The organism is Stenotrophomonas sp. 10N36 (assembly GCF_056395005.1).
Genome location: NZ_JBFTIS010000003.1, coordinates 239079 through 254845 on the forward strand (window position 1 = coordinate 239079; position 15767 = coordinate 254845).

The window sequence follows — 15767 nt, forward strand, 5'->3', positions numbered from 1 at the left end:
CGCCATTTCCAATCGCGCCGGGGGCGCGACGCTGCGTCGCAGTCAGTGGGGGTGTTCCTCGGTGGCATAGGGGTCCACCTCGTTGCTGCCCGGCGGGCGCAACGTGTAACGCTTGTAAGTCCACTGGTACTGGGTGGGGTCGCGCCGGGCGATCCGCTCCAGCCCGGCGTTGAGTGCGGTGGCCGCCGTGCGCGGGTCCGGGTCGGCCACGGCCGGGTCGGCCGGCTCGACGTGCAGGGCAAACTGCATGCCCGGGCCCACGCGCTCGCACCAGCCGTACAGCACGGTGGCCCCGGTCCGTTCAGCGAGCCGGTTGACCAGGGTCATGGTCAGCGCCTCGACCCCGAAGAACGGGGCGAACACGCCGTCGCCGGCCTTGGGCTGCTGGTCGGGCAGGATGCCGGTGGCGCCGCCGTCCTTGAGCACCTTGAACAGCTGGCGCACCGCCGGGCCCTCGGCGCGCACCTGCTGCACGTTGTCGCCGCCACGCACCAGCTGCAGGAAGGCATCGCCCACGGCCTCGTCGGGGGCCTTGTAGACGATGGCGATCGGCCCGCGCGAGGCCAGCCACTGGTTCAGCAGCTCCCAGTTGCCATGGTGGGGGGCGGCCACGATCACGCCCTTGCCGGCGGCCAGCGCCGCGTCATACAGCGCCTCGCCATGGCGCTCCACCAGGCAGGCCAGGTTCTGCTCACGCGGGCGGGTCCACAGGCGCAGGGTTTCCAGCGCCTGCAGCGCGGTGGAGCGCAGCACCTGGCGGTGCATCTGCACCCGCTGGGCGTCGGTCAGTTCGGGGAAGGCCAGTTCCAGGTTGCGCCGGGTCACCCGGCTCTCGCGCGCATTGAGACGGATCCACAGCCACGCCAGCACGTGGGCGAAGCCGCGCAGCCAGGACCAGGGCAGGCGGGTGAACAGGGCGGCGGCGCGGTAGGCCAGGCGGGCGGTGGTATGCGGTTTCATCACGGGGAAGTCTAGCCGCTGGGACAATCGGCGTGGACCGGCGGGCGCGTTAAGGTAGGCGGCCCCCACCCCGGAAGCCCCGCCCATGCTCGTTCTCATCCAGCGCGTCACCCAGGCCAGCGTGCATGTCGATGACGTGGCGGTGGGCCGGATCGGCCCGGGATTGCTGGCGCTGGTGGGCATGGAGCCCGGCGACAGCGAGGCGCAGATCGCGCGGATGGCCGATCGCCTGCTCGGTTACCGTGTGTTTGCCGATGAAGGGGGAAAGATGAACCGGTCGCTGGCCGATACCGGCGGCGGGCTGCTGCTGGTGAGCCAGTTCACCTTGGCCGCCGATACCGGCAGTGGCATGCGGCCGGGCTTCAGCACGGCCGCCCCGCCGGCCGAGGCTGAACGTGGATTCAACCGGTTGGTGGACATCTGCAGGCAAAAACACGCCCCGGGGGTGGAAACAGGCCAGTTTGGTGCCCATATGGTTGTCAGCCTGGTCAACGATGGTCCGGTGACCTTCCTGCTCAGACCCTGACCCCCGGGACCACCGCCCGGGCGGTGGGGCGCCAGGCTGGTATAATGCTAGGTCCTATTCCTCTCCCTGCCGGTGGCGCGAGCACTACATGGCCAACGAACGTCCTGCCCAGCAAAACGACATCAAGCTTCTGATCAGCAAGGGCCTGGAACAGGGCTACCTGACCTACGCCGAAGTCAATGATCACCTGCCCGACGACATCGTCGATCCGGAGCAGATTGAAGACATCATCGGCATGATCAACGGCATGGGCATCGATGTCCATGAAGTTGCTCCCGATGCAGAAACCCTGTTGCTCAACGATGGCAACACCGGCAACCGCGAAGTCGATGACACCGCGGCCGAAGAAGCTGCCGCCGCGCTGAGCGCGCTCGACACCGAAGGTGGTCGCACCACCGACCCGGTGCGCATGTACATGCGCGAAATGGGTACTGTCGAGCTGCTGACCCGCGAAGGCGAAATCGCCATCGCCAAGCGCATCGAAGAAGGCCTGGGCCAGGTCCAGGCCGCACTCGGCACCTTCCCGGTGTCGGTGGAATCGCTGCTGGCCGACTACGACGCGCACAAGGAAGGCAAGAAGCGCCTGGCCGAAGTGATCGTCGGCTTCAACGACCTGGTCGAAGAAGTCCCGGCCCCGGCCGTGGCTGAAGACACCAGCGACGACGCTGAAGACGACGCCGACGACGAAGACGACGGCGACGACGTTGAAGAAGAAGCCGGCCCGACCGGTCCGGATCCGGAAGAAGTCGCACGCCGCATGCAGGCCTTGAGCGACGCGTACACCGCGTTCAAGAAGGCCGCTGCCAAGGGCGACCGCAAGCCGCTGGCCAAGCTGCGCGACGACATGGCCGCCGTGTTCGTGACCCTGAAGCTGCCGTTGCCGCTGACCGATGTGCTGGTCAAGCAGCTGCGCGACGTCATGGCCTCGATCAAGTCCCACGAACGCCGCGTGCTGAACCTGGCGACCGTGACCGCGCGCATGCCGCGCAAGGACTTCATCCGCTCGTGGGAAGGCAACCAGACCAACCTGGAGTGGGTGGAAGACGCACTGAAGCGCAAGCAGAAGTGGTCTTCGGCCCTGCGTGACGTGAAGGACCAGATCATCGCCGAACAGCAGGCGACGATCGACATCGAGAAGACCACCTGGCTGGAACTGGACGAGCTGAAGGAAATCAGCCGCGCCATGGCCTACGGTGAAGCGCGTGCGCGCAAGGCCAAGAAGGAAATGGTCGAAGCCAACCTGCGCCTGGTCATCTCGATCGCCAAGAAGTACACCAACCGCGGCCTGCAGTTCCTCGACCTCATCCAGGAAGGCAACATCGGCCTGATGAAGGCCGTGGACAAGTTCGAATACCGCCGTGGTTACAAGTTCTCCACGTATGCGACCTGGTGGATCCGCCAGGCCATCACCCGTTCGATCGCCGATCAGGCGCGCACCATCCGTATTCCGGTGCACATGATCGAAACGATCAACAAGTTGAACCGCATTTCCCGTCAGATGCTCCAGCAGTATGGCCGCGAGGCTACGCCGGAGGAGCTGGCCAAGGAAATGGACATGCCGGAAGACAAGATCCGCAAGGTGATGAAGATCGCCAAGGAGCCGATCTCGATGGAAACCCCGATCGGCGACGACGAGGATTCCCATCTGGGCGACTTCATCGAGGACACCAACGTGGAGTCCCCGATCGAGAACACCACCAACATCAACTTGTCTGAAACCGTGCGCGACGTGCTGGCCGGCCTCACCCCGAGGGAAGCCAAGGTGCTGCGCATGCGCTTCGGCATCGACATGAACACCGACCACACCCTCGAGGAAGTGGGCAAGCAGTTCGACGTCACCCGCGAGCGCATCCGCCAGATCGAAGCCAAGGCGCTGCGCAAGCTGCGTCACCCGAGCCGGTCCGAGCAGCTGCGCAGCTTCCTGGATATCGATTGATCGATTCCGGCAGTTCGCGATGAAACACCAGCAGACCCCGCGCAAGCGGGGTTTGTTGTTTCTGGCGTTCGCCCGGGTTGGGCGCTGCAGCGCACGCGGGGTAGCATGCGCGTCGCTGTTTACTGCCTAGTCAACGCAATGCTTATGAAACCGTGGGTCCTGCTGCTTGCGCTGTGTCCGTTCGCCGCATTGGCGCAGACGCCGCAGCAGCCGTCATGCAACCTGTCCGACTTCTTCACCAGCCAGTTCGACTACACCGTGGGGAGTGTGGTGGAACCCGGTCAGGTGGTGCTGCTGGGCGAACGTGCGGGGTGCCTGGACGAGGAGCGCGCGGGGTGCCGCACTGGCGAGAAGGTGGCGCCGGCCAGCAGCCTGGTGATCGGCGACCGCTGGAACGAGTACTACTGCGTGCAGGTGCTTCCCCCCGGCAAGGAAGTAGTGGGCTGGGCGCCGGCCGGGCGTGTCATGAAGAAGGGACATATGGCCGAAACCGACTTCACCAGCTGGCTGGGGTATTGGGACGGGCGCGGTGGGCGCGGTGGCCGCACGCTGGAAATCCGGTACGAGGGACGCACGCTGCTGTTGAGCATGCTGCCACCGGGTGGCGAGGGCGCAGGCACGCTGATTGGCAGCGCCGAGCCGATGGGCGACGAGCTGTTCCTGGGCGAGGCGCCCTGTGAGGCGCGTGCCTCGCTGCAGGGCTCGCAGTTGGTGGTTACCGACAACGGGCAGTGCGCCACCCCGGCCGACAGCCTGCGGGGCGTTTATGGCAGCCGGACGGTTGCGGAGAGGTTGGAGCGGCTGATGAAGCGGCTGGAGGATCGGTAGGTTAGAGGTGTTGTTTCGTTGCACGTTTCGTAACTTAATTCCGCCGTTCTCTACATCGATGATCGGCTTGAGGCGAGATTAATCAACGGGTTACGAGTTCATCCCGTAATGGCCGCCCTGAAGTTGGCGTGTGGATTCGTAACTTAATTCGCCCAAACCGAGGCCGTCGTCCGTCCCCGTGCCATCCAACCGCAGGCGCTGTTCGACAGCTTGCCTGCTGGCAAGGTGGCAGGCCTTGGTCGATCGCGACGCGTAGGCCACCAGGGATAGGTTGCACGCGTTCCAGCGGCTCATCGGCGACAGTGAAATGCATCCGCCCCCGGAGCTGCGCACCTGCACTGGGCTGCACCGCTGGCGGTGGACTACTGGCAGCGCGTGGCGGGCTCGGCGCTGCTGCGCTCGGCCGAACTGCGCGAGCTGGCGGCGGAGAATGCACGCCGGGTGGAGGCGATGGGGCAGCGTTTCGGATGATGTTTGGGTGTGTAGTGGAAAGCGTGCAGGGGGCTCCACTACACTGTGCAGCTGCGGGGGCCTATAGCTCAACGGTTAGAGCAGAGGACTCATAATCCTTTGGTTCCAGGTTCGAATCCTGGTGGGCCCACCACATTGACGTCTACTGAAGTAGCGATAGCGATAGCGGTATCGCCACACCTTGGGGCCGGTCGGACGCACCTCAATGCACAAGCCACGACGTGTATTGGTATGCGACCGCTATCTCAGAGACGGATCGGATGCTTCCACTTGCGTTCCCCAAGTTCGTCGGGCAGGCGCATCAGCACGCGGCCCAACGGTCGGAATGCCACTTCTTTCTCATGCTCCTTCTGCATCCATCCCTTCGGCTGGCCGCCAGCGTTTGACAGGTCCACCTTATCGCGCTTTATCTGACTGCCTCCTCGGGCTGTGTGATTTCACGTTCAGCGGTGCTTCTCTGCGCAACTCGATTCTTCGGTTTGGAGGCAGCAAACATACGACCAGTCGTCGCCCCGTTCCTTCTTCCTCGCGTGCGCCGCGTTCCACGCCACGGAAGCACATTGCTGCAACCCTACTGTGCTGCCAAGTAGTCGTTCTGTGGACTCCGGCGTATCGTAGTAGTAGACGTTGAAAGTTTGTTGCTCTAACTGTTTGCAGGTGAATCGTGAGTACTCCTTACAGGAGTTTTGTTCGCAGCCTACGAGAGCGATGGTTGCGACCGCAAACGACAGGAGCTTGGTCACCGTGCTCTGAAGGAGGGTCATCGCGTCGCTCCTCGTGTCATCGCATCGACGTATGCCATGCAGCCCTCCACGAACGACTGGGAGTTGCCAGTGCAGTTGGAGGCCGCCGATACGCCTTGTCGGGCCGCCCAGGCATAGCCGGCACGATGCCCACTGCAATCGGTGGCGCACCTGTAGTCCATGAATGTCCCAGGGGGATCGCTAGGGCGCTTAGTCGCACTCTCGACCCACCGGTAGTTGAGCTGGCGACATGCGCTATCGGTGGGAAGAGGATTCGCGGTGTAGGTCCGGATGCCGTCCCTGATGCATGCAAAGAGATGTCCCTCCTTGCCTTGGTACTCCTGAGCCGTGGCCAGGCCAGCAGCGGCCATCGACGCGGTAAGAACTAATACCTGCAGGGCTGCCATCTCCTCCCCCTCCATGAGTTGCCGAATCGTAGCACCCAGCGAGGCGGCCTCGCTTCGCATAGGAACCCAACGCCAATGAGACCATCGAGACAAGCCCCTCACACCGCCGACCAGGCCGCCGGCAAGCTAAATGTCGAGGTAGGCAAGGGGCAGACCCTCGAGTAGAAATAAGCCAAGCTTATCGTCGAGGGGGTTGCGAGCAATGCCTTTGTCAGCATGCCGTTTGCGCAGCACTCTGGGGTAGCCGGCGGCAATGAGCTGAACGAGCTTGTGAGGTCTACCCGCGCTGCAGTTGGACGAGTCGCGAAGGGCGATATTGGCCAGGCAGACGGCCTACTTATCAGCCAAACCATCGCCCTGAACGCGGTGTTCTTGGAGATGAGCCGGCGAACTGCGCTCAACATGGGCTCACACCTTGGTGCGATGGAGACCTACATGCGGCTGGCCTTGAAGGCGCAGTCCCAATGTCGGACCACACTGGAGTCACTGGCAGAGATCAAGAACCCCCGGGCGGTGGCATTTGTGAAGCAGGCAAACATTGCCGGCGGCCATCAACAGGTGAACAACCATGCCCCGGAAAGTCCCGGGCAGGCACCGGAAAGGACCGGGCGCGCGGGAAGAAAAAGACAGCAGAACAAACTATTGGAGGACGTCCAAGATGCGCAGTGGCTGGACCCCAGAGCGGCGTCGGCGGCAAGCGCTGGCGATCCAGAAATGGCGACCGTGGGAGCGGTCAACGGGGCCTCGCACCAGCCAGGGCAAGGCAAAGGTCGCCCTGAATGCCTGGAAGGGAGGAGAGCGCCCTGCTCTTCGCGAGCTCGCTCAGGTGCTGGCAGGGCTGCGGCAATAGGCGGGGGCCAGGAATGAGTTCTCTAGCGGATATCCCAGCCCTCCCCGCGGCAGCAGAAGCCTTGGACTCCTGGGACTGGATGGAGTGGCTCTTGGCCGCCCATGAACGGCAGCCATGGACTCGACCGGCCGTAAGGACGGTCCACGGGCTTTGCTAACTGTCACTGCTTCCAAGCGGGCTTGTTGCGAGGAATAGGCGCGTTAGTAGATATGACTATCGCGCGATCGGCACGGAGAGCAAGCGCGACGATTTCTTGCTTGAAGTCTCCAAATTTGCATGCCAACACTTGATCAACAAGGAAATCACCCAATGTCATCGGCGGAGGCTCCCAGCCCGGTGAAGCACCAACTGCGTGATAGATCTGTGGCTGAGAACGGTCTGATGGGCATTCCATGACGACTGAGTGTTTGCTGATCTGAAGCATTCTACGGGTTTGGCTCGCTAGCTTATCGCCCGCTACGGAGCCACCAGCAAGGCTCGATACGTCATTCTTAGCCTGAATCAGGACAGCCTTCTGGTCGCTGTTTCCGAATTCATCCTCCCATGTGAGCACGACGCCTATATCAATACCTGTAGATTTTTCGGCTGCTCCAGGGCCTCGATCTGTCGAGGGCACACCTTCGATCCTCAGGTACTGACCGCTAGGACTCCGAATCTCTCTTTTGTACAACCTTCCAAAGAGAGCTGCTGTGTAGGCTGGTTCCTGTTGGAAAGCAGTGCGATCCAATATCGCCGCTGCTTCACGAATCAGTTCCTTCAGCTCTTCCTTTATGACGTCTTCCATTTCCAATCCCCTGCTTCGGTGTGATCGAGGTTCTACGCACAATATGCGATCAATTGTCGTGGTTGGACAAGAGTCAATTGGGAGCCCTTGCAAGATCGTAGCGGGTGGCAACTGCCAATATGGGTTGGTCAGCTACTTCAGCAATGGACGATGGATATCTTCCATTCGATCCAAGACATCCTCCCGCTGCATTAGTCCTACTTCCGGGTCTCCATGCAGACGTACATGTCCCACTCTCTTTCGTATCGGCAGCCAACGCCACACTCATAGCTCCCAAAGTCGTCTGATGGGTTCTCAGATGCCAATTGTCTCAGTGCGCCAATGGAGGCGCTTTGGCACTGCTCGAAGGACTCGTAGTGGCCGTAGATCGCCTTGGAGGCGTCTTCGGCTGCCAGCGACCTCCCTGGAGGGTAGACGAAGGCCGTCCAAGTCGATGGCGGTTTGGCACAGGCCCCGAGCAGGGCGAAGACGGGTAGAACGACGAACGGCAATCTAAGCATGGCCGGATCCTTGGCGTTCATGGGCATCCTATCAGCATCCACCACGCGACAGCATTGCGAACGCATCGGCCAAGTATGACGAACGAAATTCTCTGCCTGCTGAGTGGGTGGCGAAGGGAGGCATCAGATTCCAGTCTTGCTAGTCTGCGCGGGGGGGCGATCAATTCACAGGCGCTGTGACCATCGTTCTGTGAGGGCCGCTCAATCTCGTGGTCGTTTCAAGATCAGCATTAGTGCCAACGTCTTGTGACCCCTAGCCTTCGAAGGGCTTGTGTTGATCGAAGTCAATGGTGCGCGGTATCGTTGCGGTCTGAACTATATGGGGATAGCTGTGTTGAACCACACCGGATTGGCTGACAAGGCTTACAAGCACCTGGCGAAGACAGCGAACGAGACGAGCGATGAAGGTGGTCTCGAAGCCCTGCTCAGCCTTCTTGAAAATTTTGACGATTCTCTCAGTGGCCTTGATGCTCAGGATGAAGTCAAGCGTGAAACGCGCGTTGTCATTATGCAAAGGCTCAATCGGTTTCGTGCTAAAAATGGTTAGGGAATGGGGAGTGAGCGGAAGGCGGGTCTTGGTTTGCCAGCAAGACAGGGTGAAGCAATCCGCGGCCGTTCCTACTTCCGGGATTGTGGTGGGCATGGTGGTCGGTGATCATCGCGAAAGTCACCAGCACGCCTGAGCTGCTGGTTCTCCAGGGCGTGGACCCCGGGGTTGTTTGGTGGGCTACGCCTAGTTTCCAGTGGTTGACCTTGGCCGTGACTATTGCCGCCGCAACCTGGTTCTATGTCAGGGAAAACCGTTATCGCTGAAACCGGGGGAGATCTGAAGTAGCGTCCCCGCTCGCGCGGGGACGTCCGTACTCGACGTAGTCAGGTGCGGATCAACAAACTTTGAAATGCGTCGTGTGACGGGGTTAGCAACTACTGGCAAACGTACTCCGTAGAGCTTTCAAAGAACCTGTCGTAGAAGTCGTTGGGATTGTGGCCAGAGCCGAAGTACACAAGCTCTCTACGGTAGTAGTTGGCGACGCCATAGACTCCAGGCGAGCTACAGGTCGCAGGCATTGCGCCTTGGTAAAATTGACCGCTGAAGGTGTAGTGGGACTCCTCGCAGGAGTAGCCGCCGCCAACGGCTTCGGGATCTGGCCTACAGGTGCCGCCAGCGCCCTTCATATTCTGAAAACCGGTGGATGCGTCGCTCGGGCACGAGCCCAGTCCTTCCGGGCCCCAGTCGCCGTACAAGTAGACGCCGCTCGGCCCATCCACGCCGCCCTGGCAGAAGTTGGTATAGGCCACCGGATAAGGCTGGATGGTTTCCGAATCCACCCATAGCAGGCGGCCCGTTGGCACCCACTGACCGGCGAACGCGCTCTGGGCGAAGCCGACCGACAACAGAGCAAGGGACACGCCCAACATCAGGCGGCGCGGGTTCGAGCGGGCAGTCCTGCAATCGTTTTGCTTTGAGTTCACTTCCATCTCTCCATGAGTAGGGTAGTGCTGCATTGCTCGTGTACGGTCGCAACAGCCCGGCAGAGGTGCAATCGGAAAACCGCTCAGAAGGCTGTAGGTAAAGCCCCACCATGCTTCGGAGCCGAGGCGCCCGTATCTGCTCGATGAAACTCTGTCTGGTGGCGACTGCAGGAGAGGTTCTCAAATGGAGGGACGAGAACAGGGGCATTCCGAAGGGCCGGAAAGGTAAGCGGAGCAGTGCATCGGCCGCCGCCGCTAAGCCTGCCGCGCGTCGGCGCACCGGCGCCCGTTAGTTCTCCTCGTCGTCGGTGCCAACAGAGCTGCGAGCCTCTCATCGGCCGAGCTAGGGCGGGGGGCTGCTTGGGATGCTTTTGGTGCCGCAGGCAATACTGCAGAGGTCCGCCGCGAGCGCTCCCACCAGTCCTCAAGATCGGCCGGGTGAATCCGATCCGACTTGGCACTAGATCCTAGTCGGATAGAGGTGAGTTGCCCTCCATCGATGGCTCTGCGAATGGTCTTGGGCGAGCAGGCGCTTCGTTCTGCTGCCTCGGCCAGCGTCATCAGCTTTCCAGACAGGGCCATTAGCGTTTCCCGTTGCGTTGGTCGTAGCGGCGCAGCCGCGCTAATGCCTCCTCCATCTGAGGAGACGTAGGGACAATGGAGGGCGACGCGCCGGCCGCCACGTTGGATTTCCAGCCGCTGGAGCTGTGGATTGCCCTGTACAGCTCGTTCTTCTCGTAGAGCTTCTTGCCCATGAACTGTCTAGGCGAGAGGTCGTACTCTCCGGCCTTCGTATTGAACTGACTGAGTGACACCCCACAGTAGTGCGCTGCCTCTTCCACGGTCAGCCAGTCTTTGCCGGAAAGGTCGATCCGCAGGGTGATCAGCTGCTGCCTCAAGAGGGCGATCTCCTGCTCAAGCGGCAGCGCGGCTGGCAACTCGTCCATGGCTTCTCCTTGGTCTGTAGCCGAGAGTAGCGCCCTGGGGCATGATCGGCACTGGCTACTCTGAGACGTCCGATGAATGGGGAAGTGCTGTCGCGCGCTGAAGTCGAAGAGATCACTCGAACCCCGATCAGGGTGCGGCAGTTGGCGTTCTTTACGCAGAACCGAATCCCTCATTACGTCAACGAGTACAACCGGGTGATCGTGCTGCGCAAGGTAGTAGGAGCGCCAGAATCGCCCGACGCGCCTAGGCCAGTGTGGCGGTCCAACAAGGAGATTTGAAATGTCTGAGAAGCTCTGCCTCACAAAGGATGAGATCAAAGCCCTGACGCGCACGCCCATGAAGGCCCGTCAGCTGCAGTTCCTTCGCCAGAACGGAATCCGGCACTACATCGACGGGCACGGGTGGCCGGTGGTCCTGCGGGCCGCAGTGGGGATCATCGAACCGGCTCCGGTGGCCAAGGTGCTTGAGTGGCGATCCAACAAGGAAGTGCCTGACCTCGGCTGAAGTGCCGTCAATCAAACGGATTTCAAACCCATAACACGATAGGGAGAGGCATCAGCCTTTCTGCTATGCCGGCGCAATGCCGGCTCCCTACCGACTAGGAGCCTATCGTGTTCATCGAACGATCCAATTCCCCTCTCGAGTACCTAGCCGCCTTCGCGGTCGTCTTCATGGCTGGCTTCTTGACGAGCCAGCTCAGGTGAATCGCCAGAGGGGAGCTTCAAGCTCCCCTCCCTCCTGAAACTTGGTTCCGGGTCAGAGAAATTTGGTTCCTTTTGGCGCCATATCGATGGCAGGCTCTCTCTGGCCCATTGAAATCAATGACTTGCGAATTAGTTGAGTAAAAGTTCACTACCGCTAGCGCGCTCCCCAGCTCGATCTTGGCTGCCTAAGCTCTCCTCTTCGCAACCAGCTGAGGATCAGGAAATGCCGCTCGCTAGCAACAAACCGCTCTGTGTAATTACCCGTGAAGAGGCACAGAGGCGCCTCGGGCTCGGCCGTTCCACTTTCTACGCGTTCTCCAATGAGAACTCGCCCTCGTACAAGCCGTCCTTCCCCAAGCGTGTTCGTCAGGGCGGCCTGGTGGGTTTCATTGAGCACGAGGTGGATGACTACGTTCGTAGCCTCATGCAGGCGCGGGAGGTGAGCCGCTAGGGAGCTCTAACTTTCCCGACTAGTGAGCCGGTTTGGTTCCTAGTGAGACCGGATTCGCGTGGCGTTCCCTGTAAATGGCGACTAACTGCCAGCAGGAATGAACGTTGTTATCAACGAACAGAGTTATCAACGAACAGAATTGGAAGAAATTACATGGGTATCGCAGCAAACAGCGTTTCAATGACGCGGCGAACGTATCTCTGGAACGAAGACGGCAGGCCCGTCATCACCGGTGAGCAGACCGCGATCTATGCCGTGAAGAAGGTCGTAGACATGATGGCAAGGCTGATGCGCAGTAAAGGTGACCTCTTCAAGGTGGGCGCCACGGGTCTCGTCTTGCAGGATGATCTGGCTCAGCAGTTCCGGACCTGCCTGAAGGCTGACTTGGCCAAGATCGCGCGGCACTTCCCTGCCCATCGCCACAGCCCGCTCTTCACCATCTTCAAGCGCTTCAGCGCGCCCGTACGCTTCAAGTGCAGTGGGAAGCTCTTCCCAGAGGATGTTGCTCCCCTCAATGCTGCCGTGGCAAAAATGCGCGCATTCTCTAAGGGCGCCGCATTGGGGCCTGCGTTAGCGAACATGCGTCGCGCTGAGCGCAAGAACCGCAGCAGCACCCGCGAGCTGCTGCATCAGTTGCGCCAGGGCTACTCCAAGTTGCTGATCATTCGATTGGACTTGGGCTACTTCTCGAAGATCCTGACGGATTTCGGCTTCTGCGCTCAGGATCTACCGATCAATGAGGTGAAGCGCCATCGCGATGCATTCGTTGCCTACCTCCGCAGCGGGCCGTACTCGAAGCACCTCGCCGGATACATCTGGCGCCTTGAGTGCGGCCTGGAGAAGGGCAGTCACTTCCACATGGCCATCTTCTTCGACGGCCAGGCGCTGGCCAAGGACATTAGTATCGCCGACGCCTTAGGGCACTACTGGAAGAATCGTGCCTCGGGTGGTCACGGTATGTATTTCAGCTGCAACAAGAACAAGGAAGCGTACGAGCGCTGCGGGATCGGTATGGTTGCACGTACTGACGATACGGCCTGGGCCAACGTGGAGGAGGCAATGTTCTACCTCACCAAACAGGACTACTACCTCCGGTTCCGCCCCGCCAAGGGCGTTCGGACGTTTGGTTCCGGGGGGCCGTACGGTGGCGTCCAGCCCGTTGAGTAGGCAATGCAACGCTGGCCCCCTCGGGGGTCAGCGGTCATTTTGCTGAACTCAACTGAGATACCAACGCTAACATCGCCGGTCGCTTTTTCAGCCTTGCAAGCCAATCGGTCTGATTTGAGCCCATGTCGTGATCCTTCCCGAACGCCTGGGCTTGAATCTCAAGAGCTGCAATTGTCCTAAAAGCGCTTTTGGCATGGTGCGATTTCAACTTCGCTGCTATCGCGTCCAGCTTCTCAGCGAGGTTGGCTGCCTTGGAGTCCCCCCCTCTTTTCCCTGCTCGAGCTGGCCGGTCGACTTTGCTTGCTTGAAACCGGCCTTCGCGTACGCCTCGGTGATACGCCAGCGAATTGCTCGCCTGAAGCAGATGGAACCACGCGTCCTCCAAGCTGCCTTCTGCATGATGAGCTTTGGCCTGCCTCAAGTGATCTTCCACGAAGTCCACGTTCTTCGGGGACAGCTCAATCAGCTCCGAATCACCTGCGCCCCCGATGCCCGTGAAGCTTCCTTCCAGCTTGTTCAAGGCAGTGAAGTGGGATTTTTCGACCACGAACTCCGATGTCCACCCCCGGCTCTCCAGGTACTCAAAATCACTCAGTTCGGGCTTTCTTGCCACAATCAGTCTCCTTTGACTCTTGCAGAATAGTCTCTTCACGCCAGAAGCATTGGCAAGCCCATTCGGCATCCAGCCAAGAGACAAGTGAGTCGCTTTGTGAGTCTAAAGTGGATGTTGTTGGATATAAGTCAACTAATATCAACAACTTACGTAGCTGATGTGGTTGCTGGTGGGCCACCACTTCAACATGCCGTGTTGCCACATCTGTGGACGAAAAGCATGTTGCCAAGCCCTTGAGGGCATCTTCCACTTCCTCCATCAAGTGAAGCAACCGCTTGCCGATACGGGCGGCGGTGGTTTGGATCAGCCCGACATTCCATCCGCAGGTCAGCGGCTAGCCTGCAGCGCGTTGTTGGAGAGCCTGGGGCAAGGGTTAGACGATTTCAGTACCCAGCTGTCTGCCAAGACGGCTGGCGGTGCGGCGGTGGCGCTCTCCCCGGCGCTGAATACCTGCCCGTTCTGGCTAGAATGCCGATCCCCCGATCCCTGCAGTGAAGAATGGCCGCCATGGACAAGCTTGAGCTCCTGCGGGTGCTTGAGAACGCGTCGACATCAAACAAGCAGGTCTTCGGGGCTGCATGCCTGTACCAGTACTGCGCTGCGAAAGGACTCCAGCACTGTCCATCCGTTCTCGAACTGATAGGTCATCTGAGGTCCATTTCCGCGTCTGACAATCTGCCTGGATGGGCGGCGGGAGGGGCCGTTCTTCGGCTGAGTGGACGAGGGGATGCCCTCCCTGCCGACGTCGAGAGCCTGTTGACCGAGGAAGAGGCGGTCGAATTTGGGATGCTGGTCGAATGCGTGGTCGAGATCGGCATCGTGGATATGTTCGGGGATCGCACCGCCCTGCCCATGCAATTTGCCCGACGGACCATCGAGATGCTGGAGCGAGCAGGGATACAGGTTCCAGATCCATCCGTGGAATAGGGGCCGTGGTCGTCAACTCATATTGACGGCGTCAACGACGAAGGGGGGTCTCCAAGGGTGGAGTCGGCATCGCCTATCAGTCAGTACCGCTGAAACACGGATGATCGGATGGCAAGGGTTTTGAAGTGCCCGGTCTGCCATGGCGAGGTGCCCCGCAGCGCGGTTTAGCGCCGGCTGAAAGCCGCCAAATCGTTGCAGCTGGGCATCCATTGCGCTTCATCGCGGTGAACCTCAGGGAGCTCATTGCCAATTGCTAGAATTCGCGACCGTTCTATCGTGAGTTTCAGCGTCATGTCTATTCGTACCGGCCTGCTGCCGGGGGTTGCACTGTTGATCCTGCTGTTCACCGGTTGCGCCACTACACGGGAAGCCGATGTGGTTGAGCCAGGATGCCGGATGCTCCCCACTACCCTCCGCTTCATTGATTCGAGGATAGGCGGCGCGCGCTTGGAGCAGGATTGGTCCGCATGTTATTTCGAGGGGACCGCCAGTAGCCAGAAGGTTGCAGACGACCAGAAGAACGTACTTGCCGCACTGGCTTCGTCCCGCTGCGGCGCCACGATCGTGAAGGACGCGCCAGACCCTGCTGCGAAGGAACGGGCAGAACAGGGGAAGGGCGTGCAAATGCGCATGCGCTTGGTCCAGAGCGCGCCGGATAACCGCTGCAGCCTGGGTGGCGCCGTCGGGCCTGATCTTGCAGGCGACGAGTACGAGATACAGGTAACGGCACAGCAGCCAGGCCGTTATCCAGCTGCTGCATACAGGCAGGATCGCGAAGGGCAAACCGTGGTAATCGTACTGCTGGACGATCAGTTTGAATTGATCGGGGCGGTCGTTGAGACATCCAGCGGATACGAGGACTTCGATGAGGCGGCCCTGACGGCGGCGCGCGAGTGGCGCTTCAAGGGTCGTACCTCCCGGCCCGGGACAGTTTTCGTCCGTTTGCCATTCGACTTCAAGAAGAACTAGACGTCCTATCGCGCAGCGCAGTCCTTGGACTGTGGCAGAGATAGAAATTCGTCAGAATTTCAGAGAATGATTTCGTATACCGTTGCGTGCTCGAAAAGCTGCGCGAAGAGTCCCGACACGGGCCAATGGTATCCGTAGTAGCGCGGCGCCGGCCATTGACCCTGAAGACGTTCCTGATCCTGGCGGCCGTGGTGGCCGCGATGCTCTACCTGCCGAAGCTGATCGTCGCGCTGTTGCCCTAAGCACCGCCTGCCGGGGGCAGTGCGGCCGTCCAGACGGCCAGACGGAAGCCGGCGCCAGAGCGGGTCAGCGCACGTTGCAGATGCACTGCCCCACCCATGGCGCCCGCAGTTTTCCAGGAAGAATCAGGTCGGCGCGAAACCGCGTGCGCTCTTCTTTTCATTCTTCTCTGCCTTCTTTTCCTTGGCAGTCTTGGCAGGCTTCTTCTTCTGCTCTTTCTGCTTGTCCATACCCTTGGCCATTGCAGTGTTCTCCGGTGGTTGTGGGGCG

Annotated in this window: 17 protein-coding genes and 1 tRNA gene; 10 read left to right on the forward strand and 8 right to left on the reverse strand. The window is 60.5% G+C overall.

Annotated features, from left to right (window positions below; genetic code table 11):
* Positions 1-42: 42 nt before the first annotated feature.
* Complete coding sequence (locus tag AC1DCJ_RS05995; protein WP_478070371.1) at positions 43-960, reverse strand: lauroyl acyltransferase; 918 nt, start codon at positions 958-960, stop codon at positions 43-45.
* Positions 961-1045: 85 nt separating this feature from the next.
* On the opposite strand from AC1DCJ_RS05995, the gene dtd reads away from it, so the two are divergent.
* From dtd to AC1DCJ_RS06015, 4 genes are all read left to right on the forward strand, one after another.
* Positions 1046-1486 (forward strand): D-aminoacyl-tRNA deacylase, encoded by a 441-nt coding sequence (gene dtd / locus AC1DCJ_RS06000; RefSeq protein ID WP_478070372.1) that lies wholly within the window; start codon positions 1046-1048, stop codon positions 1484-1486.
* A gap of 88 nt (positions 1487-1574) precedes the next feature.
* Complete coding sequence (gene rpoD / locus AC1DCJ_RS06005) at positions 1575-3422, forward strand: RNA polymerase sigma factor RpoD (RefSeq protein ID WP_137190476.1); 1848 nt, start codon at positions 1575-1577, stop codon at positions 3420-3422.
* A gap of 144 nt (positions 3423-3566) precedes the next feature.
* Positions 3567-4250: a hypothetical protein gene (locus AC1DCJ_RS06010; protein ID WP_478070373.1), complete on the forward strand. Its 684-nt coding sequence runs from the start codon at positions 3567-3569 to the stop codon at positions 4248-4250.
* Between the two features lie 528 nt (positions 4251-4778).
* Positions 4779-4854 (forward strand) — tRNA-Ile (locus AC1DCJ_RS06015).
* A gap of 310 nt (positions 4855-5164) precedes the next feature.
* On the opposite strand, the gene AC1DCJ_RS06020 is transcribed toward AC1DCJ_RS06015, so the two are convergent.
* The 3 genes from AC1DCJ_RS06020 to AC1DCJ_RS06030 form a co-directional block, all read right to left on the reverse strand.
* Complete coding sequence (locus AC1DCJ_RS06020; protein WP_478070374.1) at positions 5165-5485, reverse strand: hypothetical protein; 321 nt, start codon at positions 5483-5485, stop codon at positions 5165-5167.
* A gap of 1396 nt (positions 5486-6881) precedes the next feature.
* Positions 6882-7505, reverse strand: coding sequence for a hypothetical protein (locus tag AC1DCJ_RS06025; RefSeq protein ID WP_478070375.1), 624 nt, complete (start codon positions 7503-7505; stop codon positions 6882-6884).
* Positions 7506-7702: 197 nt separating this feature from the next.
* Positions 7703-8026, reverse strand: coding sequence for a hypothetical protein (locus AC1DCJ_RS06030; protein ID WP_478070376.1), 324 nt, complete (start codon positions 8024-8026; stop codon positions 7703-7705).
* 250 nt (positions 8027-8276) lie between these two features.
* Here AC1DCJ_RS06030 and AC1DCJ_RS06035 point away from each other — a divergent pair, with 250 nt between their 5' ends.
* Positions 8277-8552 carry a hypothetical protein gene (locus AC1DCJ_RS06035; protein ID WP_478070377.1) on the forward strand — a complete coding sequence of 92 codons (276 nt, stop codon included), beginning with the start codon at positions 8277-8279 and terminating at the stop codon, positions 8550-8552.
* A gap of 377 nt (positions 8553-8929) precedes the next feature.
* Here the strand turns inward: AC1DCJ_RS06035 and AC1DCJ_RS06040 are convergent, their stop codons facing one another.
* From AC1DCJ_RS06040 to AC1DCJ_RS06050, 3 genes are all read right to left on the reverse strand, one after another.
* On the reverse strand, positions 8930-9484 hold the full coding sequence (locus AC1DCJ_RS06040; RefSeq protein WP_478070378.1) for a hypothetical protein: 555 nt from the start codon (positions 9482-9484) through the stop codon (positions 8930-8932).
* Positions 9485-9733: 249 nt separating this feature from the next.
* Entirely contained in the window at positions 9734-10060 is a 327-nt protein-coding gene (locus tag AC1DCJ_RS06045) for a helix-turn-helix domain-containing protein (protein WP_478070379.1), read from the reverse strand.
* Positions 10060-10425: a hypothetical protein gene (locus AC1DCJ_RS06050; protein ID WP_478070380.1), complete on the reverse strand. Its 366-nt coding sequence runs from the start codon at positions 10423-10425 to the stop codon at positions 10060-10062. The genes AC1DCJ_RS06045 and AC1DCJ_RS06050 overlap by 1 nt, the downstream gene beginning before the upstream one ends.
* Before the next feature lie 280 nt (positions 10426-10705).
* On the opposite strand from AC1DCJ_RS06050, the gene AC1DCJ_RS06055 reads away from it, so the two are divergent.
* From AC1DCJ_RS06055 to AC1DCJ_RS06065, 3 genes are all read left to right on the forward strand, one after another.
* A complete protein-coding gene (locus AC1DCJ_RS06055) occupies positions 10706-10930 on the forward strand; it encodes a DUF4224 domain-containing protein (RefSeq protein WP_478070381.1) in 225 nt (74 codons plus the stop codon).
* 423 nt (positions 10931-11353) lie between these two features.
* The gene (locus AC1DCJ_RS06060) at positions 11354-11581 is read left to right on the forward strand and encodes a helix-turn-helix transcriptional regulator (protein ID WP_478070382.1); all 228 of its coding nucleotides are present in this window, start codon (positions 11354-11356) and stop codon (positions 11579-11581) included.
* 153 nt (positions 11582-11734) lie between these two features.
* On the forward strand, positions 11735-12748 hold the full coding sequence (locus AC1DCJ_RS06065; protein WP_478070383.1) for a YagK/YfjJ domain-containing protein: 1014 nt from the start codon (positions 11735-11737) through the stop codon (positions 12746-12748).
* 34 nt (positions 12749-12782) lie between these two features.
* On the opposite strand, the gene AC1DCJ_RS06070 is transcribed toward AC1DCJ_RS06065, so the two are convergent.
* Complete coding sequence (locus tag AC1DCJ_RS06070; RefSeq protein WP_478070384.1) at positions 12783-13361, reverse strand: hypothetical protein; 579 nt, start codon at positions 13359-13361, stop codon at positions 12783-12785.
* Between the two features lie 507 nt (positions 13362-13868).
* On the opposite strand from AC1DCJ_RS06070, the gene AC1DCJ_RS06075 reads away from it, so the two are divergent.
* The gene (locus tag AC1DCJ_RS06075; protein WP_478070385.1) at positions 13869-14288 is read left to right on the forward strand and encodes a hypothetical protein; all 420 of its coding nucleotides are present in this window, start codon (positions 13869-13871) and stop codon (positions 14286-14288) included.
* Between the two features lie 291 nt (positions 14289-14579).
* Positions 14580-15257 (forward strand): energy transducer TonB, encoded by a 678-nt coding sequence (locus AC1DCJ_RS06080; RefSeq protein WP_478070386.1) that lies wholly within the window; start codon positions 14580-14582, stop codon positions 15255-15257.
* Positions 15258-15767: the final 510 nt, after the last annotated feature.